22 protein-coding genes are annotated in these 21,922 nt (G+C 69.3%); 15 read left to right on the top strand and 7 right to left on the bottom strand.

The annotated features are described in order from the left end of the window. Nucleotides 1-88 precede the first annotated feature (88 nt). Nucleotides 89-1,456, top strand: coding sequence for a replicative DNA helicase (gene dnaB, locus G4D85_RS18020; RefSeq protein ID WP_164013486.1), 1,368 nt, complete (start codon nucleotides 89-91; stop codon nucleotides 1,454-1,456). 8 nt (nucleotides 1,457-1,464) lie between these two features. Here dnaB and thiD read toward each other — a convergent pair whose 3' ends face one another. From thiD to thiE, 3 genes are read right to left on the bottom strand one after another with little or no spacing between them, the layout of a single operon-like run. Then, nucleotides 1,465-2,199, bottom strand: a complete 735-nt coding sequence (gene thiD / locus G4D85_RS18015; RefSeq protein WP_164013484.1) for a bifunctional hydroxymethylpyrimidine kinase/phosphomethylpyrimidine kinase — start codon at nucleotides 2,197-2,199, stop codon at nucleotides 1,465-1,467. After that, entirely contained in the window at nucleotides 2,196-2,957 is a 762-nt protein-coding gene (locus G4D85_RS18010) for a gamma-glutamyl-gamma-aminobutyrate hydrolase family protein (protein WP_164013482.1), read from the bottom strand. The genes thiD and G4D85_RS18010 overlap by 4 nt, the downstream gene beginning before the upstream one ends. A 21-nt stretch (nucleotides 2,958-2,978) precedes the next feature. Further along, nucleotides 2,979-3,635 (bottom strand): thiamine phosphate synthase, encoded by a 657-nt coding sequence (gene thiE, locus G4D85_RS18005; RefSeq protein ID WP_164013480.1) that lies wholly within the window; start codon nucleotides 3,633-3,635, stop codon nucleotides 2,979-2,981. Between the two features lie 91 nt (nucleotides 3,636-3,726). Here thiE and G4D85_RS18000 point away from each other — a divergent pair, with 91 nt between their 5' ends. From G4D85_RS18000 to G4D85_RS17990, 3 genes are read left to right on the top strand one after another with little or no spacing between them, the layout of a single operon-like run. Next, entirely contained in the window at nucleotides 3,727-3,978 is a 252-nt protein-coding gene (locus tag G4D85_RS18000; RefSeq protein WP_164013478.1) for a hypothetical protein, read from the top strand. Next, entirely contained in the window at nucleotides 3,975-4,289 is a 315-nt protein-coding gene (locus tag G4D85_RS17995) for a DUF1844 domain-containing protein (RefSeq protein ID WP_164013476.1), read from the top strand. Before G4D85_RS18000 ends, G4D85_RS17995 begins: the two co-directional genes overlap by 4 nt. After that, entirely contained in the window at nucleotides 4,286-4,933 is a 648-nt protein-coding gene (locus tag G4D85_RS17990; RefSeq protein ID WP_240359347.1) for a hypothetical protein, read from the top strand. Before G4D85_RS17995 ends, G4D85_RS17990 begins: the two co-directional genes overlap by 4 nt. A 24-nt stretch (nucleotides 4,934-4,957) precedes the next feature. Here G4D85_RS17990 and G4D85_RS17985 read toward each other — a convergent pair whose 3' ends face one another. After that, nucleotides 4,958-5,467, bottom strand: a complete 510-nt coding sequence (locus G4D85_RS17985; RefSeq protein WP_240359346.1) for a hypothetical protein — start codon at nucleotides 5,465-5,467, stop codon at nucleotides 4,958-4,960. Nucleotides 5,468-5,719: 252 nt separating this feature from the next. Here G4D85_RS17985 and clpB point away from each other — a divergent pair, with 252 nt between their 5' ends. Then, nucleotides 5,720-8,344: an ATP-dependent chaperone ClpB gene (gene clpB / locus G4D85_RS17980; protein WP_164013474.1), complete on the top strand. Its 2,625-nt coding sequence runs from the start codon at nucleotides 5,720-5,722 to the stop codon at nucleotides 8,342-8,344. Between the two features lie 87 nt (nucleotides 8,345-8,431). Here the strand turns inward: clpB and G4D85_RS17975 are convergent, their stop codons facing one another. Further along, on the bottom strand, nucleotides 8,432-9,523 hold the full coding sequence (locus tag G4D85_RS17975) for an alkaline phosphatase (RefSeq protein WP_164013472.1): 1,092 nt from the start codon (nucleotides 9,521-9,523) through the stop codon (nucleotides 8,432-8,434). A 145-nt stretch (nucleotides 9,524-9,668) separates the two neighbouring features. Between G4D85_RS17975 and G4D85_RS17970 the strand changes: the two genes are divergently transcribed. The 3 genes from G4D85_RS17970 to G4D85_RS17960 all read left to right on the top strand — a co-directional run bounded on the left by G4D85_RS17970 (nucleotide 9,669) and on the right by G4D85_RS17960 (nucleotide 12,496). Next, on the top strand, nucleotides 9,669-10,607 hold the full coding sequence (locus tag G4D85_RS17970; protein ID WP_164013470.1) for a LysR family transcriptional regulator: 939 nt from the start codon (nucleotides 9,669-9,671) through the stop codon (nucleotides 10,605-10,607). Between the two features lie 133 nt (nucleotides 10,608-10,740). After that, a complete protein-coding gene (locus G4D85_RS17965) occupies nucleotides 10,741-11,688 on the top strand; it encodes an NAD-dependent epimerase/dehydratase family protein (protein WP_164013468.1) in 948 nt (315 codons plus the stop codon). Nucleotides 11,689-11,824: 136 nt separating this feature from the next. Next, nucleotides 11,825-12,496 (top strand): polyamine aminopropyltransferase, encoded by a 672-nt coding sequence (locus G4D85_RS17960; protein ID WP_164013467.1) that lies wholly within the window; start codon nucleotides 11,825-11,827, stop codon nucleotides 12,494-12,496. A 218-nt stretch (nucleotides 12,497-12,714) separates the two neighbouring features. Here the strand turns inward: G4D85_RS17960 and G4D85_RS17955 are convergent, their stop codons facing one another. Both G4D85_RS17955 and G4D85_RS17950 read right to left on the bottom strand, forming a co-directional pair. Next, nucleotides 12,715-14,034: a DUF418 domain-containing protein gene (locus tag G4D85_RS17955; protein ID WP_164013466.1), complete on the bottom strand. Its 1,320-nt coding sequence runs from the start codon at nucleotides 14,032-14,034 to the stop codon at nucleotides 12,715-12,717. Nucleotides 14,035-14,180: 146 nt separating this feature from the next. Continuing rightward, complete coding sequence (locus tag G4D85_RS17950) at nucleotides 14,181-15,161, bottom strand: TIGR03885 family FMN-dependent LLM class oxidoreductase (protein WP_240359345.1); 981 nt, start codon at nucleotides 15,159-15,161, stop codon at nucleotides 14,181-14,183. 155 nt (nucleotides 15,162-15,316) lie between these two features. On the opposite strand from G4D85_RS17950, the gene G4D85_RS17945 reads away from it, so the two are divergent. The 7 genes from G4D85_RS17945 (at nucleotide 15,317) to G4D85_RS17915 (ending at nucleotide 21,562) form a co-directional block, all read left to right on the top strand. After that, complete coding sequence (locus tag G4D85_RS17945) at nucleotides 15,317-16,948, top strand: alpha-amylase family protein (RefSeq protein ID WP_164013465.1); 1,632 nt, start codon at nucleotides 15,317-15,319, stop codon at nucleotides 16,946-16,948. A 134-nt stretch (nucleotides 16,949-17,082) separates the two neighbouring features. After that, nucleotides 17,083-17,373 carry a hypothetical protein gene (locus tag G4D85_RS17940; RefSeq protein WP_164013464.1) on the top strand — a complete coding sequence of 97 codons (291 nt, stop codon included), beginning with the start codon at nucleotides 17,083-17,085 and terminating at the stop codon, nucleotides 17,371-17,373. A 78-nt stretch (nucleotides 17,374-17,451) separates the two neighbouring features. Then, a complete protein-coding gene (locus G4D85_RS17935) occupies nucleotides 17,452-17,742 on the top strand; it encodes a hypothetical protein (protein WP_164013463.1) in 291 nt (96 codons plus the stop codon). 184 nt (nucleotides 17,743-17,926) lie between these two features. Then, a complete protein-coding gene (locus G4D85_RS17930; RefSeq protein ID WP_164013462.1) occupies nucleotides 17,927-19,267 on the top strand; it encodes a hypothetical protein in 1,341 nt (446 codons plus the stop codon). A 191-nt stretch (nucleotides 19,268-19,458) separates the two neighbouring features. After that, complete coding sequence (locus tag G4D85_RS17925) at nucleotides 19,459-19,836, top strand: hypothetical protein (protein WP_205525590.1); 378 nt, start codon at nucleotides 19,459-19,461, stop codon at nucleotides 19,834-19,836. A gap of 33 nt (nucleotides 19,837-19,869) precedes the next feature. Then, the gene (locus G4D85_RS17920; protein ID WP_164013460.1) at nucleotides 19,870-20,790 is read left to right on the top strand and encodes a hypothetical protein; all 921 of its coding nucleotides are present in this window, start codon (nucleotides 19,870-19,872) and stop codon (nucleotides 20,788-20,790) included. A 169-nt stretch (nucleotides 20,791-20,959) separates the two neighbouring features. Beyond that, entirely contained in the window at nucleotides 20,960-21,562 is a 603-nt protein-coding gene (locus G4D85_RS17915) for a peptide deformylase (protein ID WP_164013459.1), read from the top strand. Nucleotides 21,563-21,922 lie beyond the last annotated feature (360 nt).

Genomic DNA, 21,922 nt, shown 5'->3' with positions numbered 1-21,922 from the left:
GGGTCGCCCCCCTCCACCCACCCGGTGCTACAGGTCTGTGGCGGGAATTTGGAGATGTCAGGCCCGCCTGTAGAGTGGGCAGGCAGCCATGGATAACGTCCTCGACATCAGAGAAGGCCGGCGGGTTCACGAGGACCTGGCCGCGGAGCGAGCGGTGCTGGGCGCCGTGCTCGCGGACAACACCCTCATCGCCGCCGTGGGTGAGGTGGTCTTCCCGGACGACTTCTCCAGCCCCGCGCACGCGCAGATCTTCGCGGCGATGCTCAAGCTGGACGGCCAGTCCAAGCAGGTCGACCACCTGACCCTGGCCGAGGAGCTGAAGGTCCTCGGCCAGCTCGTCGCCGTGGGCGGCCCCGCGTACCTGATGCGGCTGGACCAGGTGGTGCCGCTGGCGTCCAACGCCGTCCAGTACGCGCAGATCGTCAAGGACCAGGCCCTGCGCCGGCGCCTGGCCAACGTGGGCCGGGAGATTCAAGAGCTCGCCAGCTCGGAGACGGGCGAGCTGGAAGTGCTGCTCGACGAGGCCGAGCGCAAGGTGTTCCTCCTCGCGGAGAAGAAGCGCGAGGGCGACCTGCGCCCGGTCAGCGAGCTGATGGAGCAGACGCTCGACCTGCTCGACAAGATGAAGGCCGCGGCCACGGGCATCACGGGCCTGTCCACCGGCTACATCGACCTGGACAACCAGCTCACCGGCCTGCACGCGGGCGAGCTCATCATCCTCGCGGCGCGGCCGGGCATCGGCAAGACGTCCCTCGCGATGAACATCGCCGTGCACGCGGCGCTGAAGGAGAACAAGGCCGTCGGCATCTTCAGCCTGGAAATGCCCGCGGACCAGCTGCTCATGCGTCTGCTGGCCTCCACCGCGCGCGTGGACATGAAGAAGCTGCGCGGCGGCCGGCTGTCGCCGCACGACGAGGAGAAGTTCCAGGAGATGGCGGGCGCGCTCTACAACGCCCCCATCTACATCGACGACTCCGGTGGCTTGTCCCCGTTCGACCTGCGCGCCAAGGCGCGGCGCGTGAAGCAGAAGGACCCCCGGCTGTCGCTGCTGGTCATCGACTACCTCCAGCTCATGCACCAGAAGGGCAAGGTGGAGAGCCGCCAGTTGGAAGTCGCGGAAATCTCCCGCGCGCTCAAGCAGCTGGCCAAGGAGCTGGAGGTGCCCATCATCGCGCTCAGCCAGCTCAACCGTAAGGTGGAGGAGCGCAAGGGCGGCAAGCCCATGCTGTCCGACCTTCGTGAGTCCGGCTCCATCGAGCAGGACGCCGACGTGGTGATGTTCATCCACCGTGAGGATACGGACGAAGGCGGCCCGGACGGCGCGGCTCCGCCCTCCAGCACCGTCATCCCGGTGGAGCTCATCGTCGCCAAGCAGCGTAACGGCCCCGTGGGCTCCGTCGACCTGGTGTTCCTCTCGGAATACACCCGCTTCGAGAGCCGCTCCCGCGGCGAGTAGCCGGTCCGCTACGCGGCGCGCAGGTAGCGCACCACCAGGCCCCGGGCCGCGCGCACCGAGGCCTCCAGCGTGCGGCCCCGCCCCAGCTCCGTGGCCAGCGCGGACGCCAGCCGGCACCCGGTGCCACGGCGTCCGGGCGCGCGCTCCAGCCACTCACCGCGCAGCACCCGCACGCGCTCCGGTGTGGCCAGCACGTCCGCGAGCCCCTCCACGTCCGGCAGGTGCCCGCCCTTCACCAACACCGCGGCGAAGCCGTACCGCGCCAGCGCGGCGGCGGACTCCACGGCCTCCTCCACCGAGCGGGGCGCGGGCCGGCGCAGCAGCCAGCCCGCCTCGTCCAGGTTGGGCGTGAGCACCACGCGCGGGCCCGCCAGCGCCAGGTAGCCCCGCGCGGACAGGCGCGACAGCGGCTGCCCCCGCGAGGTGCGCACCACCGGGTCCACCACCCACCACGCGTCCGAGCCCTCCAGTGCCACGCGCGCGGCGGACAGCTGCGCGGGCCCCGGCACCATGCCCCACTTCACCGCGTGCAGCGGGCCCAGCTCGCGCGCGGCGGCCACCTGCGCGGAAAGCATGCGCGGCGCGGCGGCCACCCAGGTGAACGTCCGCGTGCCCTGCGCCGTCTGCGCCATGGGCACCGCCACCGGCTGGCCACCCCGCGCCAGCACGGCCGACACGTCCGCCAGCAACCCCGCCCTCCCCGTGGGCTCATGCCCGGCCAGCAGGAGGACGCGGGGAATCACCGCCGGTGCTCGCGCGCCTTCTGGATGAAGGACTTGTACAGGCCCAGGTGCACGGGAATGCTGGTGGCCATGTACTCGGGGTGCCACTGCACGCCCACCGCGAAGCCATGCACGGTGGACTCAATCGCCTCCACCACGCCGTCCGGCGCCACCGCGCACACCACCGAGTCCTTGCCCGCGACCCGCACCGCCTGGTGGTGCGTGGAGTTGACCATCAGCTGGCCGTGCCCCACCGCCTCCGCCAGCAGCGTGCCGTTCTTCACGTCCACCGGGTGCTGGGGCTGGGTGCGGTCATGCTTCTGCTCGTGCTCGCGCGCGCCCGGCACCTCGCGGCCGATGTCCTGGAACAGCGTGCCGCCCAGGATGACGTTGAGCAACTGCATGCCGCCGCAGATGCCCAGCACCGGCATGTTGCGCTTGAGCGCGCCGCGCATCAGCGCCGCCTCGAACGCGGTGCGGCCCTCCTTCAGCGCACCCAGGCCCTCGCGCGCCGCCTCCCCGTAGGCTTCCGGGGGGACGTCGAACGCGCCGCCGGTGACGAGCACCCCGGAGACACGGTCCAGGTACGCCTCCACGCATGTCGGGTCGTCTGAGTACGGCAGCACGAAGGGCAGGCCCCCCATGCGCAGCACCGCGTCCGAGTACGGCACCTTCAGCTCATAGCGGGCGAAGGCCTGGTCCTCGGGCTGGCTCCAGTCCGGGGTGATGCCGATGTTCGGGCGGCGCGGCGGCGGCCCATGTCGCGAATGGTTGTGCATGGCGCTCCTGAGCCGTCGAGGCTAGTCCCCCACCCCGCCCTGTTCAAACGCGGCCAGCAACTGCCGCACCCGCTCGGTGATGTCCTTGGCGAGCAGGGCGTCGGACACCACCGCCGCGCCATGCGCCCCCGCCGCCGCCACCCGGCCGATGTTCCACAGCTTCACCCCGCCAATGCCCACCACCGGCAGCGGGCTGCCCCGCACCACCTCGGCGAACGTCTCCAGCCCCAGCACCGGCGCGCCCACCTGCTTCGTCATCGTGGCGAAGACGGGCCCCACGCCCACGTAGTCCGCGCCCGCGTCCCGCGCCGCGCGGGCCCCCTCCACGCCCCGCACCGTGACGCCCACCAGCCGGCCGGGCCCCAGCAGCTCGCGCGCGGCCTCGGGCGGCAGGTCCTCGTCACCCACGTGCACCCCGTCCGCGCCCGCCAGCAACGCCAGGTCCACCCTGTCGTTCAGCAGGCACAGCGCCCCGGCCCGGCGGCACAGCGCCACGACCTCTCGCGCGGCGGCCAGCGCGGCCCTGGGCGGGGTGCGCTTCATGCGCAGTTGCAGCACCCGGGCCCCTCCGGCGACCAGCCGCGCTGCCTTGTCCACCAGCGGGACGTCCGGCAGGACGGTGTCGTCGCACAGCAAGTACGGGCCTCGGGGAAGCATGGGGCGGGACGAGACGTTCATCGGCTCCGGAAGGCGGCTCGGCGGCGTTGACAGGCGCCCCTCCTGCTATAAGGTGCCGCGCTGTTTTCATAGCAATTCTGAGGATTTGAACATGGCGGATTCGGCGGACCCCAAGTACCTCGACAAGCGCACCGCGGAGCGCTACCTGCGCTCCGGCCAGCTCGACGAGAAGGCGTACGAGCGCCACGTCAAGAGCCTGCCGGACGTAGCGGACAAGTCCGTTCCGGTGGAGACGCACATGCTCGACGACGTCGACGACTTCGAGGATGACGAGGACGACATCGACGAGGATGAGGACGAGTCCGACGAGGGCTCCGAGGACGAGGGTTCGGCCTCCGCATGAGCTCCGGGGACGAGAAGCGCGGCGAGACCTTCGTGATGCGGGGGGAAGCGCGCTCCGCGTCCGAGGAGTCCATCTCTTTCAGCACCTTCATCGTGGGGCTGGGCACCGCGGTCATCATCCACCTCGGTGACGCTCCCAATCCGGAGACGGGCCAGCTGGCGAAGGACCTGCCCCTGGCCCGGCAGAACCTGGACCTGCTCTCCATGCTGCGCACGAAGACCCAGGGAAACCTCACTGCCGAAGAGGAGAAGCTCTTCGACGGCCTGCTCACGGACCTGCGCCTGCGCTTCGTGGGGGCGAGCAAGCGGTGACGGTGTCTGCCTCCCGCTCGAGCGGGCTTCCCCGGCGCATTCGCTACGCCGCCATGGTGGGCCTCGTGCTCGCCGCCTTCACCGGCTGGTCCGCCCTGCGCGAGGCCACCGAGCTCGCCCACTTCTACGAGGTGCGCGAGCTGCACCTGGAGAACGAGCCTCCCGCCTGGATGGGGGACCGCGACGTCATCCAGCAGGTGGTGCGCACGCAGTACTCCGCCCTGGAGCCCATGCGCGAGCCGCGCGTGGTGCTGATGGGCATCCTCTCCATCGCGTGCGCCTTCGTCTTCGTCGCCGCCGGCCGCATGCTCCGCCCGGATGGACTGCCGCGCGAGGGCATGCGGCGGATGCTGGGCCGTGCCGCCATCGCCGTGGCGGTGCTGCGCACCATCGACGGCGCTCAGTTCGCCGTGGTGTCGCGCCGCATGGGCACCGTGCTGGCGGAGACGCTCGGCAAGCTGCCGGAGAACCAGGACCCGGTGGCCGCCCACGTGGTGAGCACCATTGCCCCCTGGTTCGCCGTGGGCCTGTCCGTCCTCGGCACCGTCCTGGTGGCGGGCACCTTCGCCCTGCTCGGCCAGTACTTCCGCAGTGCGTCGGTCCGCGACGCCGTCCTCGCCCAGGACCCGCCTCCAGAGGAGTAGCTGCTTCCCCTGCGGGGCGCCTCTCTAGTGGGCGTCCGGCGGGAAGTGCGGCACTCCGGCGCCCGGCAGCAGCGCCTCCAGCGCCGAGGCGCTGTCCTGCTCCGAGCCATCCAGCGCCAGCACGCGGCTCGGCACCGCCAGCGGCAGGCGCAGCAACTCCTTGCGCGTCAGGCCGAAGACATACGCCAGGTGCCCCACGGGCCAGCGCTCCTGCATGTACTTGAAGGCCGCTTCGTCCACGTCCTCGGGACGCCCGGGCAGCTCCACGTCCTCGTAGACCACGCGCTCGCCACCCACGCGCCGGCCATTGCCGTAGGCGATGACTTCCTCGCCCTCGTCCGGGTCGTACATATAGGCGTGCACCGTGACGTTGGCGGCCCGGGACAGCAGCCTCGGCAGCGCGTGGTGCGCCGCGTACCAGTGGGCGCCCTGCCGGCTCGCCGTGAAGGGCCCCACGTACGCCAACCGCACCACCTTGCGGCGCCGGTTCACCGTCACCTGCAGACCCGTGGCGCCCGTGGCGCCGTCCAGCACCAGCGCCTCACGCGCCAGCCGGATCAGCTCCAGGCCGCCCAGGCTTTCGAGTCTTACAAGATAACCGCCGTGCGCTTCCAGGATCAGCCCCCCGAGGATGGGGGCCGCCTATACCCGGCCCCGCGTCTCCTGGCAACTCCGGCTCCGTGAAAGTCCGGTCGCTACCAGGGGTCCAAAGTATTTCACGGCAGGCGGACATTCCGACGCACTGCGCCAACTTGCCAAGAGGGGTCCGACTCTTACGTTCAAGACATGCGACTCGACAAGTACACGGTGAAGGCGCAGGAGGCGATTCAGGAAGGCCAGTCGCTTGCCCGGCGGGCGGACAACCCGCAGTACGAGCCGGAGCACCTGGCGACGGCGCTCCTGGGTCAGAAGGACGGCATCGTCGAGCCCCTGCTTCGGAAGATTGGCGCGGACTCGAAGCTCTTCGCGGCGCGCCTGGGGGAGGCGCTCGGCAAGCTTCCCAAGATGCAGGGCGGCGAGAGCGCGATGCTCGGCCAGCGCCTGCTCAAGACGTTCGACAAGGCCGAGGACGAGGCCAAGTCCCTCAAGGACGAGTTCATCTCCTCGGAGCACCTGCTGCTCGCGCTCACGCACGACAAGGGCGCGGTGGGCGAGGTGATGAAGTCCTCGGGCGTGACGCGCGAGCGCGTCATGGCGGGCCTCAAGGAGGTCCGCGGCTCCGGTCGCGTGACGAGCCAGGACGCGGAGTCCACCTACCAGGCGCTGGAGAAGTACGGGCGAGACCTCACCGAGGCGGCGCGCTCCGGCAAGCTGGACCCCGTCATCGGCCGCGACGAGGAGATTCGCCGCTGCATCCAGGTGCTGAGTCGGCGCACCAAGAACAACCCGGTGCTCATCGGTGAGCCGGGCGTGGGCAAGACGGCCATCGCCGAGGGGCTCGCGCGCCGCATCATCGACGGCGACGTGCCCGAGGGGCTGAAGAACAAGCGGCTGGTGTCGCTCGACCTGGGCGCCATGGTGGCCGGCGCGAAGTACCGCGGCGAGTTCGAGGAGCGCCTCAAGGCCGTCCTCAAGGAAATCGCGGACGCGGCCGGGGAGGTCATCCTCTTCATCGACGAGATGCACACCATCGTCGGCGCGGGCAAGGCGGAAGGCGCCATGGACGCGGGCAACATGCTCAAGCCGGCGCTGGCGCGCGGCGAGCTGCACTGCATCGGCGCCACCACGCTGGATGAGTACCGCAAGCACATTGAAAAGGACGCGGCCCTGGAGCGGCGCTTCCAGCCCGTCATGGTGGGCGAGCCCAGCGTGCACGACACCATCAGCATCCTCCGCGGCCTGAAGGAGCGCTACGAGGTGCACCACGGCGTGCGCATCCAGGACAACGCCCTGGTGGCCGCCGCCACGCTCAGCCACCGCTACATCGCGGACCGGTTCCTCCCGGACAAGGCCATCGACCTCGTCGACGAGGCCTCCAGCCGCCTGCGCATCGAAATCGACTCCATGCCCATGGAGCTGGACGATGTGCGCCGCAAGGTGATGCAGCTCCAGATTGAGAAGGAGGGCCTCAAGAAGGAGACGGACCCGCACTCGCAGGAGCGCCTGAGCCAGATTGAGAAGGAGCTGGCCAACCTGAGCGAGAAGTTCAACGCGCTCAAGGCGCACTGGGACGCGGAGAAGACGGCCATCGGCGCCCTCCGGAGCCTGAAGGAGAAGCAGGAGAAGGCGAAGAACGACCAGGCGGCGGCCGAGCGTCAGGGCGACCTGAACCGGGCGGCGGAGCTGAAGTTCGGCGTGATTCCCTCGCTGGAGAAGGAAGTCGCGGCCCAGAACGAGAAGCTGGCCGAGCTGCAGAAGAACCAGAAGTTCCTCAAGGAGGAGGTGGACGCGGAGGACATCGCCGAAGTGGTCGCCAAGTGGACGGGCATCCCGGTCTCCCGGCTGATGGAGGGCGAGGTGCAGAAGCTGGTCCACATGGAGGAGCGGCTGGCGAAGCGTGTCATCGGCCAGCGGAGCGCGATTGAGGCGGTGTCCAACGCCGTGCGCCGCGCACGCAGCGGGTTGCAGGACCCGAACCGGCCCATCGGCTCGTTCATCTTCCTGGGCCCCACGGGCGTGGGAAAGACGGAGACGGCGAAGGCGCTGGCGGAGTTCCTCTTCGACGACGACTCGGCCATGGTCCGCATCGACATGTCCGAGTACATGGAGAAGCACGCCGTGTCGCGACTGGTGGGCGCGCCTCCGGGATACGTCGGCTACGACGAGGGCGGTCAGCTCACCGAGGCGGTGCGTCGGCGGCCGTACACGGTGGTGCTCTTCGACGAAATCGAGAAGGCGCACCAGGACGTGTTCAACGTCCTCCTCCAGATTCTGGACGAGGGCCGGCTGACGGACAGCCAGGGCCGCACGGTGGACTTCAAGAACGCGGTGCTCATCATGACGTCCAACCTGGGCTCGCAGGACATCCAGGCCGGCATGGCGGGCAAGGACGTGCTGGACGAGAAGACGCGCGACGAGGTGATGGACGCGCTGCGCGGGCACTTCCGGCCGGAGTTCCTCAACCGCGTGGACGAAGTCGTGGTCTTCGAGCCGCTGCGGAAGAAGGACATCTACCGAATCGTGGACCTGCAGCTCGCCAGGCTGTCGAAGCTGCTGGCCGACAAGCGGCTCACGCTGGAGCTGACGGACAAGGCGCGCGAGTTCCTCGCGGAGCGCGGCTACGACCCGACGTACGGCGCCCGGCCGCTGAAGCGGGCCGTGCAGAAGTACCTGCTGGACCCGATGGCGATGAAGGTGCTGAGCGGCGAGTTCCTGCCGGGCGACCACATCCAGGCCGACGCGGGCCCCGACGGGCTCACGTTCGCCAAGGTGCTGGTGGACGCCTCGCGGAACGTGAAGCGCTCCGCGTAGCCGGCGACGCGCGGCACCGCTGAAAGGAAGGGCCCGGAATCGCTCGGCGGTTCCGGGCCCTTTGTCTTTCCACGTGTCGGGACGGGCTCAGAAGCCGGGCGCCGTGCCCTGGGACAGCGCCCTCACCTTCCGGGCAATCTCCGTGTTCTCGTAGAAGCCACCGAACCGCTCCGCGCCGGGCCCCAGCGCGAAGAGGGGGACGAGCGCGCCGGTGTGCAGGGTGGTGCCGAACTCGAGGGACAGCGCGCCGGTGGCGTCCGCCACGACACGCAGTCCTCCCGTCTCGTGATCTCCGACGACGAGCACGAGTGTATTGCCGCGCCGCTTTGCGAAGTCCGCGACAACGCCCACCGCCTCATCGAAGGAGCGCAGGCTGGTCTTCAGGTCTTCCGCCGCATTCACATGGCTGGCCTTGTCCGTGCCCTCGTGCTCCAGGACGAGGAAGAACCCCTCCGGGTCCGTGGAGAGGCGCTCCAGCGCCCAGCGCGCGAGGTCGGGGAGCCGTGCACCCGGGACGTCCCCGTCGTTGCGCTGCGTGGGGAAGACGGCGAGCGCCTTCGACCCGGGTGCCGAGGCGAGCGCGGCGGGCTCGGTGACGAGCGACCAGCCGTGCTTCGCGGCGGCGTCGCGAAGCGCGGGCAGTCCATTCGTGCCGAACAGCTCCGCGCCCGTTCCGGCGATGAGGTCCACCCCACCGCCGAGGAGCTGGCTGACGATGTCCGCCACCTGGTCCCGTCGGGCCGTGTGGACGGCGAAGGCCGCGGGCGTCGCATCGCCGAAGAAGGTGGTCGTCACGAGGCCCGTCGCCTTGCCCTGGGCTTCGGCCTGCTCCACCAACGTGGGGAGCGGCTGTCCCGAGGCGTCGAGCCCCAGCATCCGGTTGTTCGACTTCGCTCCGGTCGCCATCGCCGTGGCCGCCGCCGCCGAGTCGGTCACCAGCGAGTTGGCGGAGCCGGTGGAGACGAGCCCCGTCACCGGGAAGCGGCCCGCCGCGAAGGCCTCGCCCCGGAGCAGCCGGGCCGCCGCGAAGTGCGCGGTGCCCATGCCGTCACCCACCATGAGGACGATGTTCTTCGGGAGGGCCGCGTGGGGCCGCTCCGGCAGGGTGGCTGGAGCGCTCCGGCAGGACAGCACGACGACGGTGGAAGCGGCGAGGAGCCAGCAGCGGAAGCGAGGCATGGGGTGTCTTTCGGGCCAGGACGCCCCGGGCCTGCGGAGCACGAGAGGAGCATGGCTCCCGGGGCTGACGTCATGCGGCGCAAGGTGACGCTCGGGCCTCGCAAAAGCCAATTGAACGTTTTCGCGGACAGGCAAAAATCATTTGATGGACCTGGACCCGCGTTACCTGGAGGCCTTCTTCACCGTCTGCCGCGAGGGAGGCTTCAGCCGCGCCGCCACCGCGATGCACCGGACGCAGCCCGCCATCAGCTACCAGGTGCGGATGCTGGAGCGGCAACTGGGGACGCGGCTCATCGAGCGCGCCCAGCGCCCACTGCTGCTGACTCCCGCCGGGAAGCGGCTGCGCGAGTTGTGTGAGCGCTTCTTCGGCGAGTTCGGCAGGCTGGCCACATCCTTCGCGGAGGGCGCCCCTTCCGCCGAGGAGCCCCTGCACATCGCGGCGGTGAGTGGCTTCGGCCGCTACGTGCTGTTCCCCCTGCTGTGCGAGCCGCGCTTCTCCGAGCTGCGCTACTCGCTGCGCTTCCCCACGGTGGAGGAGGTGTTCGGCGCGCTGGAAGAGGGCCGGTGTGACCTGGGCGTCGTCCATGTGCCCCGCGTGTCACGGCTGCTGCGCGTGCAGCCCTTGGGGCGTGAGGAGCTGGTGCTCATCGCGCCAACGGGCTTTGACGCCACCAGGCACGCGCTCCAGTCCGTGAAGGGCTACGAGTCCGTCCCCTTCATCTCCTATGACGAGTGCGAGTACGTCTTCGGGCGGTGGTTCGATGCGCAGTTCGGGACGCAGCCCGGAATGATGCGCGAGGTGTGTCACTTCGAGGAACTGGAGGAGGTGCTGGAGACCGTTGCCCTGGGCCGGGGCGTGTCCGTGGTCCCCGACCATGTGGCCGCACACTCCGTCCAGCAGGGACGTGTGAAGGTGCTTCGCCCGACTCCGCGCCGGGTGACCAATGCCCTCTACGCGGTGACCCGGGCGGGCGCCGCTCCGCACTCCGGCGTGGAGCGGCTCATCACCGCGCTGCGGGAGCAACGCACACCCCCGCGCGCCGCGAAGCAGTCTCGGAGGCGGACCACGTCCAGCGTGTTGTAGTAGCGCCTGGCGTTGCCGCAAACGAAGTCGAAGCTCGAGCGGACAGGGTGATTGCGACCCGCTCGGTGGTGAAGATGGAAGCCCTGGGCGTATCCTTTTCCACGGAGCAAGGGACACGCGAAGGAGCCATGCCATGAAGGTGCTGGTGACGGGAGCCACGGGATTCATCGGAGGAAGCGTCGTCCGCGCGCTCCAGCAACGGGGCCACGAGGTGCTCGCGCTCGCGAGGGAGAGCCGCGCCTCGCGGGAGCTGGCCGCCTCCGGAGTGCGGGTGGTGCACGGAGACCTGTCGACGGGGGATATCCCCGCGGCCCGGGAGGTGGACGCCATCGTCCACTGCGCCATGGCTCCCTTCAAGGGACTGCGCGTGTCCCGCGCGGAGGAGCGCCGCATCTTCGAGTTGGACCGGGAGTGGACCCTGCGCCTGTTGCGCGCGGGCGCGGGTCGCGCCTCCACCTTCGTCTTCACCAGCGGCATCTGGGTCTACGGAGATACCGGCGAGACCACCGCGGACGAGTCCACGCCCCCACGCCCGTTCCGCATCATGACGACCAAGGTGGTCACGGAGGTGGCGGTGGCCGAGGAGGCCCGGCGGCTCGGCTACAGCTCGCACGTCACCCTCCGTGTGGGCACGGTGTATGGCCCCACCGGCTCCTTCGAGAAGTTCTTCCTCGGGCCCATGCGCCAGGGGAAGAAGGTCCGCTGGTTCGGCTCGGGTGCGCAGTACGCGTCGCTCGTCCATGTGGACGACGTGGCGCAGGCCTACGCCCTGGCGGTGGAGAAGGGCGGCTTCACGACGTACAACGTCGTCGACGACGAGCCCGTGCCAATGCGCACGTACCTGGGCTACCTGGCGGAGCAGCTCGGAGCACCGGCCCCCGGGGCGCTGCCGGCCTGGCTCGCGACGCTCGTCACCGGCGCGCTCGGCGAGCCGCTGACGCATGGGCAGCGCATCAGCAACGCGAAGGCCCGGCGCGAGCTGGGCTGGATACCCGCCTTTCCCACGTACCGCGAGGGGATGAAACACCTGGCGGCCCCGACCCCTGCCCCTGGCGCCGTGGCGAGCACCGCCGCGGCGTGACGACAGGGGTGGTCGCCTGGCAGACGGGAGCGGGCCTGGAGCGGCACCGCCCGGCCCGAAGCTCCACGTCCGCCCGATGAAGCTGGGACACGGAGCACCTTGACCCGGAGGCGGCTCCGCGCGAAGAGCCCGGGGCATGAAGCCCTGGGAGACGCTCGACACCGCGCAGGTCCCCGACGTGGGGGAAGTCACGCTGGCCCGGCGCGGAGACGAGTACGTCCTGCGCGTCCGGGGCCAGACGCTGATGTCCAGCCGCCGTCACGGCTCGGAAGAGGCGCTGGCGGAGGCCGGCTGCGCGGACCTGGTGGGGAAGAGCGGCGGCCGGGTGCTCGTGGGGGGCCTCGGCTTCGGCTACACGGTGCGCGCCGTGCTGAACCGGGTCGGCCCCGGGACGCGGGTGACGGTGGCCGAACTGCTGCCTGCCGTGGTGGCGTGGAACCGGGGTCCCCTCGCCACGCTCGCGGGCGCGCCGCTGGAGGACCCGCGAGTCACCGTGGTGGAAGGAGACGTGGGCGCGCTCATGGCCCGCCAGTCCGCCACCTTCGACGCCATCCTCCTCGACGTGGACAACGGTCCCACCGCCCTCACCCACCCCGACAACCAGGGCCTCTACGGGCTCGGGGGGCTCTCGCGCGCCTTCCATGCCCTGCGCGCCCGGGGCACCCTCGGCGTCTGGAGCGCCGGGCCCGCCCCCGGCTTCGAGCGCCGCCTGGAGCAGGCCGGCTTCACCGTCCAGGTGCTGCACCCCGCGGCCCATGGCACCAAGGGCACGCGCCACACCCTCTTCATGGGCCGGCGCGGACGCTGAATTCCACGCGCCTGTCAGGACGAATTTCGCCGCCCGTCATTCTGGATTGAGCGCGCCCGGCCGAAGAGGTCCTACACGCCTTGAAGACGGTTCAACTCCGTCCGCCTCCACTCCTATGGGGGCGCTGCCGAGGGTCGGCATCTGACTATAACTCAGAACCCCAAATGGCTTGTTCACTCGGGCGCGCTCATTCCTTTCCTTGCTGACGGGTCACCGGCTCACGAGGCCGCCGCTCCCGCCGCTCCATCCATCGCCGACAGGCGCATGGGCTGGGAACGGCCGTAGGTGAGCGAGCGCCACAGCCACTCAGCCGGGCCGAAGCGGAAGCGCGACAGCCACCAGTGGCTGAGCACAATCTGCACGGCGAAGATGCCCAGGGAAATCGCGACGACGCGCGAGGGCGGCAGCGTGCCGATGAGGCCCAGCCCCCAACCGTCGTAGATCCACACACTCACGATGGACTGGAGCAGGTACTGGCTGAGCGCCATGCGTCCCACGGGCGCGAGCGCACCCAGCACCCGCTGCCACCGCACCCGCTGGAACAGCAACGCGAAGACGGCCACGTAGCCAGCGCCCATCGCCAGGAAGCCCAGCTCCTGGAGGTTGTTCAGGATGAATGGCCACACGCTGTCCGTCGACGGTAGCTTTCCCATGCTGCGCAGGCGCGACATCACCAGCCCCGCGCCATTGATGAGCACGCCCGCCCCCAGCCCCCAGACGAGCATCCGACGGAGCAGCGGGCGGTTCCGCTCCACGTCCTGGAGCAGCAGGAGCCGACCCGCCAGCAGGCCGAACAGGAAGCGCGCGAGGATGAGGCCCATCCACTTGATGCGATTCACCCGGAAGAACGTGTCCACGTAGTACGTCACGCGCCCCACCAGTCCCGTCCACGGAGAGTCGCTGGAGAGTGCCGCCAGCAGACTCGCGCGATGGGTGGCCTCTTCGGCCTGGGCCGCCTTCGACAGCTCGGCCGCCGCCTCCTTCCCGTGCAGCAGCACCGGCACGTAGCGCTGGAGGAGAGGGAGCAGCAGCGACATCGCCACCATCAACCCCACCGCCCAGATCAGCACCGTGCGGTTCGAGCGCGCGCGGAACAAGAGCAGCAGGAAGCCCACCACCGCATACGTGTGGAGGATGTCGCCAATCCAGATGCCGAACAGGTGCACCACGCCGATGCACAGCAGGATGAACAGGCGCCGCGAGTAGAGCGGAACGACGGAGCTGCCCCGCGACGCCGCCCGCGAGAGCTGGATGGAGAAGCCCAGCCCGAAGAGGAACGAGAAGAGGGTGATGAACTTCTGGTTCACCAGGAACTGGTAGCTGGAGTTGACGATGACCTCGAGGAGCGGCGCCCCCTGCGCCTGCGCCTGCTCGCGAGGAAGCAGCGTCCGTCCGCTGAACCAGGAAACACTGTTCGAGATGAAGACTCCGCACAGCGCGAAGCCGCGCAGCGCGTCCAGCAGTGTGACGCGCTCCGTGACGGCCACCGGACGCGCCTCGGTGACGGCGGCGTCCGCGAGAGGAGTGTGTTCGGACATGACGCCAGCAGACGCCTGCCATCCGAAAGCGTCAACCGGCGCCTTCGAGCCCGGAAAAACCCGGTGGCACTTCGCGCGTCACCTCCACGATGACGCGCCGTGTGGGCTGCCCATGTCGCACAGCGACAACAACCGTAACGAGGGCACTATTGACCTCGCAGCGCGGGCACCACCTTCTCCGCGAACGCACGGATGAACGCATCCTGCCCGCGGTTCACGTTGTGCAGGTACAGGTGGCTGAACCCGAGCCGCACGTCCTCCGACAGCCAGTCCACGTGGCGCTGGAGGCTGGAGGACACGCGCACGTGGCCCTCGATGTCCTTGGGCTGCACCGTCTTCGCCAGCTCCTGGAACTGCTCGGGCCGGCGCAGGTCGGTGAGCACCGAGCTGGCGAAGATGTTCGGCGCCCACTGCTCCATGGCACCCTTCAGCGCCTCCGCCTCGTCCTCGGCCCATGACAGCTGCACCTTGAGGAACATCGGCTTGCCGTCGCCGCCGCCGCGCCGGAAGGCGTCCACCATCTTCCGCAGCTCCGCGGGGGGCTTGCTCACCGTGATGAGGCCATCTGCCCAGCTCCCCACCCACTCGGCCGTCTCGGGCGTAATCGCGGCGCCCACCAGCAGTGGTGGCTTCGCCGGGCGCGAGTAGAGCTTCGCCTCCTCCACCGTGACGAGCCCCCGGTGTGTCACCCGCTCGCCCCGGAAGAGCGCGCGCATGATGTCCGCGCACTCCTTCAGCCGGGCGTTGCGCTGGTCCTTCGCGGGCCAGGTGTTGCCGGTGATGCCCTCGTTGACGAGCTGACCGCTGCCAAGCGCCGCCCAGGCGCGTCCGGGGAACATCTCCGCGAGCGTGCCCAGCGCCTGCGCGATGATGGCCGGGTGGTAGCGCTGCCCCGGCGCGTTCACCACGCCCACGCTGGCCAGCTTCGTGGTGGCCAGCGCCGCGCCCATCCAGCTCCACGCGAAGCCGCTCTGTCCCTGCGAGTCGCTCCACGGGTGGAAGTGGTCCGAGTTGAGCGCCGCCATGAAGCCCGCTTCGTCCGCCTGGCGGACCAGGCGCAGCAGCTCGCTCGGGAGGAACTGTTCGTGTGAGGCGTGGTAGCCAACGGTGACCATGGGGCCGTGCACGTTGGCGCCGGCCCTCCACCACCGCGAGCCTTGCTCGCGCGCGAATGTCCGCTGATGGAAGCCTCGTCCCTCCGGCTGTGCGCTGGCGCACGGACGTCGCACGTCGTGCTGCCGACTTCCGGGCGGACGCCCCACCCTCTCGTCCGGGAGACGGGATGATTCATGACCTCTGGTACAAGAACGCTGTCGTCTATTGCCTGGACGTGGAGACGTTCATGGATGGCAATGGCGACGGCGTGGGCGACTTCGTGGGGCTCCAGCGGCGGCTGGACTACCTGGCGGGCCTGGGCGTCACCTGCCTGTGGCTGATGCCCTTCCAGCCCACGCCCAACCGCGACAACGGCTACGACATCACCGACCACTATGGCGTGGACCCCCGGCTGGGCTCACCGGGTGACTTCGTGGAGTTCACCCACCACGCGAAGCAGCGGGGCATGCGCGTCATCATCGACCTGGTGGTCAACCACACCAGCGACAAGCACCCGTGGTTCCAGGCCGCGCGCAAGGACCCGGACAGCCGCTTCCGCGGCTTCTACGTCTGGGCGGACAAGAAGCCGAAGGACGCGCACAAGGGCATGGTGTTCCCGGGCTCGCAGGAGAGCACGTGGACGTACGACAAGGACGCGAAGGCCTGGTACTTCCACCGCTTCTTCCCCTTCCAGCCCGAGCTGAACGTGGCCAACCCCGCCGTGCGCGAGGAGCTGCTCAAGGTCATGGGCTACTGGCTGGAGCTGGGCGTGTCCGGCTTCAGGGTGGACGCGGTGCCCTTCCTCGTGGAGCTCAAGGGGCTGAAGAACCACGGCATCAAGGACCCGTACCAGCTGCTGGACGAGATGCGGGAGTTCCTCTCGTGGCGCACCGGCGACGCCATCCTCCTCGCGGAGGCGAACGTCACCATGGACGAGGTGATGAACTTCTACGGCTCGGATGGGGACCGCATGCAGATGGTCTTCAACTTCGCCGCCAACCAGAACCTCTTCCTCTCGCTGGTGACGGAGGACGCCACGCCCCTGGCGGAGGCGCTGGCCTCCGCGCCGGACCTGCCCCACACCGCGCAGTGGGCCAACTTCCTGCGCAACCACGACGAGCTGGACCTGGGCCGGCTGCCCGCCGCCGCGCGCAAGCGCGTCTTCGCGGAGCTGGGCCCCGAGCCGAAGATGCAGCTCTACGGACGCGGGCTGCGGCGGCGCCTGGCGCCCATGCTGTCCGGAGACCGGCGCCGGCTGGAGCTGGCCTTCAGCCTGATGCTGTCCCTGCCGGGCACGCCGGTGCTCTGGTACGGGGACGAGCTGGGCATGGGCGAGGACCTGTCCCTCCACGAGCGTCAGAGCGTCCGCACGCCCATGCAGTGGACGGACGAGCCCCACGGCGGCTTCACCCGCGCGCCCGAGCCCTTCCGGCCCGTGGTGACGGAGGCGCCCTATGGCTACCCGCACTTGAATGTGGAGACACAGCGGAGGGACCCGGCGTCCCTGCTCAACTGGATGGAGCGCATGGTGCGCCTGCGCAAGGAGTGCCCCGAGCCTGGCTGGGGCGCGTGGCGGATGCTGCGCGTGAAGCAGCAGAACGTGCTCGCCCTGCGCTACGACTGGAAGGGCGAGACGCTGGTGACGCTGCACAACCTGTCCGGCAAGGCGTGTGAGGTGAGCTTCTCCCCCGGCGGGCCCGCGGCGAAGCTCGTCCATCTGCTGTCCGAGGCGCACTCCCCGTCCGGCAAGGGCGGCAGGCACCGCGTGACACTGGAGGGCTACGGCTACCGGTGGTTCCGCATGGAGCCCGTGAGCTGACGCACTGCGCCCAGCAAAATCCGCACTACGCGTGAAACCCGATTAATCAGCCAATTGAAACATTTATGTAGAACCTGAGATAATGAGATTCCGTGCCGTGCATGTCGCCGGCACTTCTCCTGGAGTCTCCATCCTTGAAGCTGAAGACCTTGATGATGAGCCTGGCGTTCGGTGCCTTCCTTTCCGCCTGTGGCGGCCCCCTTCCTGAGGAGGGCGCGGACAGCTCGGTGGAAGTGGAAGTGCTCGGCGACACGGAGCAGGGCGTATGCGAGGGCTGGGACGCCGGCGGGCGCCGGTGCACCTGGAAGTGCAGCTCCAACGGCATCTGGATCTACGCCACCAGCCCCGTGGCCTATGGCGGGTGCAACGCGTACGCGAACAACTTCTGCAAGGGCAACGCGGTCTCGGTCTGCTGGAGCCGGTAGCACCTTCCGGGCGGCCAGGGCCGTGCGTCGCCGCCCTCCACCTCTGAACCTCAACCACACCCCGAGAAAGACATCCCCATGAAGCTGAAGACCCTGATGATGAGCGTGGCGTTCGGTGCCCTCCTCTCCGCCTGCGGCGGCCCCCTCCCCGAGGAGACCGAGAGCACGGAGCCTGTGCTCGGTACGACGGACCAGGCCCTCTGTGAGGGCTGGGACAGCGGCGCCCGCTACTGCACGTGGCGGTGCACCTCCTCGCAGACCACGCACTACTTCGCTGGCTACGGCGACGTGCCCTACGGCAACTGCCGCGAGCACGCCGACAGGCAGTGCGGCCGGAGCGCGTACAGCGTCTGCTGGAGCAAGCTCTAGCGTGTCCCCGGGCTGCCCGGTCCGAGAGGTCTCGGACCGGGCGGCCTGAGTCGTCAGCACGGCGGAGGCCCCGGCGCATCCTCGCGGCGGAGGCCCGGCATGCGCCGCGGCAAGCCCGCCGGCCGCCCGCCATCAGGCTGTCACGCGCGTGTGGTATCCGGGTGCTTCCACCCGGAGACTCCACATGAAGCTTCGCACCCTCGCACTCGCCTGCCTCGCGGCGCTGGCCGCCTGTACCAACACCACTTCCGAGCCGGCGGAGGAGACCGGAGAGGTCACCTCCGCGGCGGTGACCAACCGCCTCTACGCCACCGTCGGTGACAACGAGCTGAGCTTCGAGACGCTCGGCACCTTCGAGGTGCGCAACGGCGTCCGCTCGCTCATCATCCGCGCCACCGCCAACCGCTACCTCTCGGACGTCTACAGCTTCGTTCCCGACGACATCTTCGGGACCGCGAGCATCATCAGCGAGCGCCGGTTCGAGATTGCCCTCGCGGAGGGCCACGAGCTCAACACCGTGCTCTCCGGCCTGCCCCTCTTCGTCTCCGTCCACACCTTCACCGGCACTCCGCGCTCGTACACCGCGCGCATCGTGATTGCCCCGCGGTTCTTCGACTTCCGCGGCTCCAGCGCCATCTGGATCCAGGAGGAGGTCAATCCCATCTACGTCGTCCAGGGCACCACCAACCTCCTCTACCGCGGCCGCGCCAGCGTGCACTCCGACTGGCTCACCGTCACGGCGCCCGACGGCATCCCCTCGGTCAACGGCCGGCCCAGCTACCGCCTCGACTGGGGCTACCCGGGCATCTATCAGGCCATCGACCCGCACACCGTCCCGCTCACCTTCTCCGCTGGCGGCGACAACGGCGTGGAGTGGGAGAAGACGGCCCGCCTCGTCGCTCGCGTGACGGAGTTCGAGGTCACCGACGGGGACGCGTACGAGGTCTGGCCCCCCGCGCCCTGCGCCCCCGCCGTCTACACCTGCTATCACTCGGCACCCGCGGGTACGCGGGACTTCAGCCACTGCGGCACCTACCGCCAGGTCCAGCGCTGCACCTACGCCAGCGTCTGCGAGGTGTTCCCGCAGCCCTTCTCCGTCACCGGCACCGACGCCTCGTCCCTCGAGCCCGCGCGTCTGGCCTGGAATGTCGGCTCCAACCCCCTGTCCTGGCGGGAGCTCACCAACATCGACACCTACGCCACGCCCGAGTGCCCCGCCGAGCCGGTGACCGTCCAGGCGGTGGTGGAGCGGCTGGTGACGGACGGAGTCCTCTCGCCCCGCGACGCCGGCACCTACACCGACCGGAGCGGCCTGGCGCAGACCTTCTTCTTCGCGGATGCCCGTGGAGCCGCGCTGCTGGCGGAGTTGGATGCCTTCGCGGGCGGCGGCCCGGTCCAGGCCTGGTTCTACGGAGACGAAGTGCCCTGCCACAACTGCCACGACTTCCAGGAGTGGGGCGTCCTCTACTACCCGAACAGCGGCAAGGTCATCCTGCTCGACGGGCACCACGGCTACGACTCCTGAGCCTCGGCTGACCTGGGGGAAACAGTTGCGCCCCAGCGCCTATTGACTGCTCATTGCGCGCCTGAACACATTTCGCGCCACAACTGCGAGCCATCATCAACGGAGCGATGAAGAAGCCGAACCCAGTTCTTTTCTGACAAAGGAGCCGCAAGATGGGGCGTTACGGGCAAGGACAGGTAAGCAGCGCTGACTTGAGCAACGTGAGCATCCTGTTGCGTAACCTCCTCACGGAGCTGGGAGGGTTCCGGGGAGCGGCCATCAACAACTGGCGCCGGGTGGCGGGCGGCAAGCAGGCCTCAGGCCAGGTCGTCGACCTCAGGACCCCCGGCAACCTCGCTGCTGGGGGAAAGCAGTCCCTCGGCATCGGGGTGGACGTCATCAACATCCTTCGCGAGCTCAATGCGCGCATCTCGGTGCTGGCGGAGCGCAGTGGCGTGAGCTCGTCCCAGCTCGGCCTGGCCGCGAGCCTGCGTGACGTGTTCAGCAACGCACGCGCCGCTGGCATCGACCGCAAGCTCGTGACGGCCGCCATCGAAGAGCAGCTCGAACGCGCATACCGCGGCAAGTAGAGGCGTACCGTCCTGACGCGGAGGGCTGAGCGAGTGACTTCGAACGCTGGATTCACCATTCTCGACTGGACGCTCAGGCCGGACTACCTGGCGCGTCAGCTCCTCCGCGACGCGCGGCTCGTCAAGGTCAAGCCCGGCATCCCCGCCGCGGCCATGGCCGAGGAGGTATTCACGAAGGCCGGGGGACCCGGCAACGTGCTCCTCCATATCGACGCCAGTACGCCCGCGGACTTCATCCGCCCGCTCGAGGCCTTCTGCGGGTTGCTCGGAGACGCGGGCTATGCCGTGTGGAACGGCGCGATGCACGACATCCGCAAGCGCTCCATCCACAGCCTGCTGCAACGGCTCAACCTCCCCTGCGCGGCGGCGAAGCGCGACGGAGACCCGGACACCCGGGTCATCGTCAAGACCAACCTCAACAGCCGGGGGATTGCCGAGTGGGAGGTGCCCGATGAGCACCGCTCGGCGATGGGCTGGCCGGAGCGCACGCCTTCGCCGCTCGACGGCATCCAGGGCTACCGTGTCATGCGTCGCAAGGAAGTCGACGCGAGCTGGTGGGACGACCCGCGGCTCGTCCTCGAGGAGTACATCGACAACCGCGACGGCGCCTTCTGTCGCGTCTACTTCTGCGGCGAGCAGATGGTCATCTGCGAAGGCAAGGCGCTGACCGAGGTGCGCCGCATGGCCGATGGCTTCGACCGCTATGATTATCTCGCCAACCGGAAGTCCATCCTGGAGCCGGTGCTGGCCGGTGTCCTCGCCCCTCCCGTGGTTGCCGCCGCGCTCGCCGCGCTGGCCGTGGCCGAAGCGGCGGGGCTCGACTATGGCTCCATCGACCTCGTCCGGGACGATGCCGGAATCCCCTACGTCGTGGATATCAACCTGACCCCCTACTGGGGCCGCCCCGACGGTGACGTCCGCATGGTCGACCATCTGCGGCACGGCCTGGGGTGACGGGAGAGGCCACGCGCAACAGGAGGGCGCTGCGTGCTGGCCAGCCCGGCGCCGCGGCCGTGGCAGGCAACCGCCCGCGCCTGCCCGGGCTCCTGGCGAGGCCTGGCAACGGCTGCTAGCGTCCGGTCGGGCGCGAAGCTTCACACCGCCGCGCCTCGAGAGGCACATCATGAGCCAGGTGGCACAGCCGGAGGCGAAGCAGGCGTGGCCGGTCTTGCAGTTCGATGATGCGCGGCTGCGCCAACTGTCGGCACGGGTGGATGAGGCCGATCTTGGCGGCCCGCGGCTGCAGGAGTGGATAAGCCAGCTGGACCTATCGCGGCGGGTTCATGGCGGCATCGGGATTGCCGCCCCCCAGACGGGCCTGTTCCGGCGTTTGGTGGTCATTGAAATACCGGCACACGAGCGGGTCGGCTTTGGGCAGGTCCAGGCGGTACCGTTTCACGCGCTGGTCAACCCGGAAATCGTCTGGCGGGACGGTCCTGAATTCAAGGCCGCCGAGGCGTGTCTGTCGGTCGAGGGATACGAAGGTTTCGTGATGCGCCCCCCTCGCGTCGGCGTGGTGGCCTACACGCCACAAGGTCGAAGGCTGGAGATTGAAGCCAGCGGCTTGTACGCCCGCTGCCTCCAGCACGAAATCGACCACCTGGACGGCATCCTCTACCCCGACCGCATCGCCGAGCTGGGCGACCTTCGCAAGGTGGTGCAGGTCGCAGCCAACGACCCGGTACTGGCCCGCAACACGAAGCTGGCGTTCGACACGGGTGGGTAGAACATCCCTCTCCCTACCTGGCGACGTCCAGGAGTGGGGCGTCCCCTACTACCCGAACAGCGGCAAGGTCATCCTGCTCGACGGGCGCCACGGCTACGACTCCTGAGCCGCGGCTGACCTGGGGGAAGGAGCCGCCTGTCGCTCCTTCCCTCTTCGTGGACCTGTTACCACGTTCTCATATTTCGATGACGAATGTGATAAAGGGAAGCTGCGACGACAATGTCTGACGTAAGGGTTTCCCCTGAGTCAGGATTTGTCACACCGGACCAGGAAGAAGTTGTCTGGCTTCGCGTGACACGGCAGGAGTACAGCCGCGCGGTGCCTCCTAAGGGAAAACCGACGGTTTCGTGCCCGGTCCCG

The sequence above is a fragment of the Pyxidicoccus trucidator genome, from assembly GCF_010894435.1.
Classification (GTDB): domain Bacteria; phylum Myxococcota; class Myxococcia; order Myxococcales; family Myxococcaceae; genus Myxococcus; species Myxococcus trucidator.
This window is presented reverse-complemented; position numbering and strand designations above follow the sequence as displayed.

Coding starts and splice junctions, on each gene's coding strand:
- dnaB (WP_164013486.1), top strand. CDS start 89: ATGGATAACGTCCTCGACATCAGAGAAGGCCGGCGGGTTCACGAGGAC.
- G4D85_RS18010 (WP_164013482.1), bottom strand. CDS start 2,957: ATGCACAACCATTCGCGACATGGGCCGCCGCCGCGCCGCCCGAACATC.
- thiE (WP_164013480.1), bottom strand. CDS start 3,635: ATGAACGTCTCGTCCCGCCCCATGCTTCCCCGAGGCCCGTACTTGCTG.
- G4D85_RS18000 (WP_164013478.1), top strand. CDS start 3,727: ATGGCGGATTCGGCGGACCCCAAGTACCTCGACAAGCGCACCGCGGAG.
- G4D85_RS17995 (WP_164013476.1), top strand. CDS start 3,975: ATGAGCTCCGGGGACGAGAAGCGCGGCGAGACCTTCGTGATGCGGGGG.
- clpB (WP_164013474.1), top strand. CDS start 5,720: ATGCGACTCGACAAGTACACGGTGAAGGCGCAGGAGGCGATTCAGGAA.
- G4D85_RS17975 (WP_164013472.1), bottom strand. CDS start 9,523: ATGCCTCGCTTCCGCTGCTGGCTCCTCGCCGCTTCCACCGTCGTCGTG.
- G4D85_RS17970 (WP_164013470.1), top strand. CDS start 9,669: ATGGACCTGGACCCGCGTTACCTGGAGGCCTTCTTCACCGTCTGCCGC.
- G4D85_RS17965 (WP_164013468.1), top strand. CDS start 10,741: ATGAAGGTGCTGGTGACGGGAGCCACGGGATTCATCGGAGGAAGCGTC.
- G4D85_RS17960 (WP_164013467.1), top strand. CDS start 11,825: ATGAAGCCCTGGGAGACGCTCGACACCGCGCAGGTCCCCGACGTGGGG.
- G4D85_RS17955 (WP_164013466.1), bottom strand. CDS start 14,034: ATGTCCGAACACACTCCTCTCGCGGACGCCGCCGTCACCGAGGCGCGT.
- G4D85_RS17945 (WP_164013465.1), top strand. CDS start 15,317: ATGATTCATGACCTCTGGTACAAGAACGCTGTCGTCTATTGCCTGGAC.
- G4D85_RS17935 (WP_164013463.1), top strand. CDS start 17,452: ATGAAGCTGAAGACCCTGATGATGAGCGTGGCGTTCGGTGCCCTCCTC.
- G4D85_RS17930 (WP_164013462.1), top strand. CDS start 17,927: ATGAAGCTTCGCACCCTCGCACTCGCCTGCCTCGCGGCGCTGGCCGCC.
- G4D85_RS17915 (WP_164013459.1), top strand. CDS start 20,960: ATGAGCCAGGTGGCACAGCCGGAGGCGAAGCAGGCGTGGCCGGTCTTG.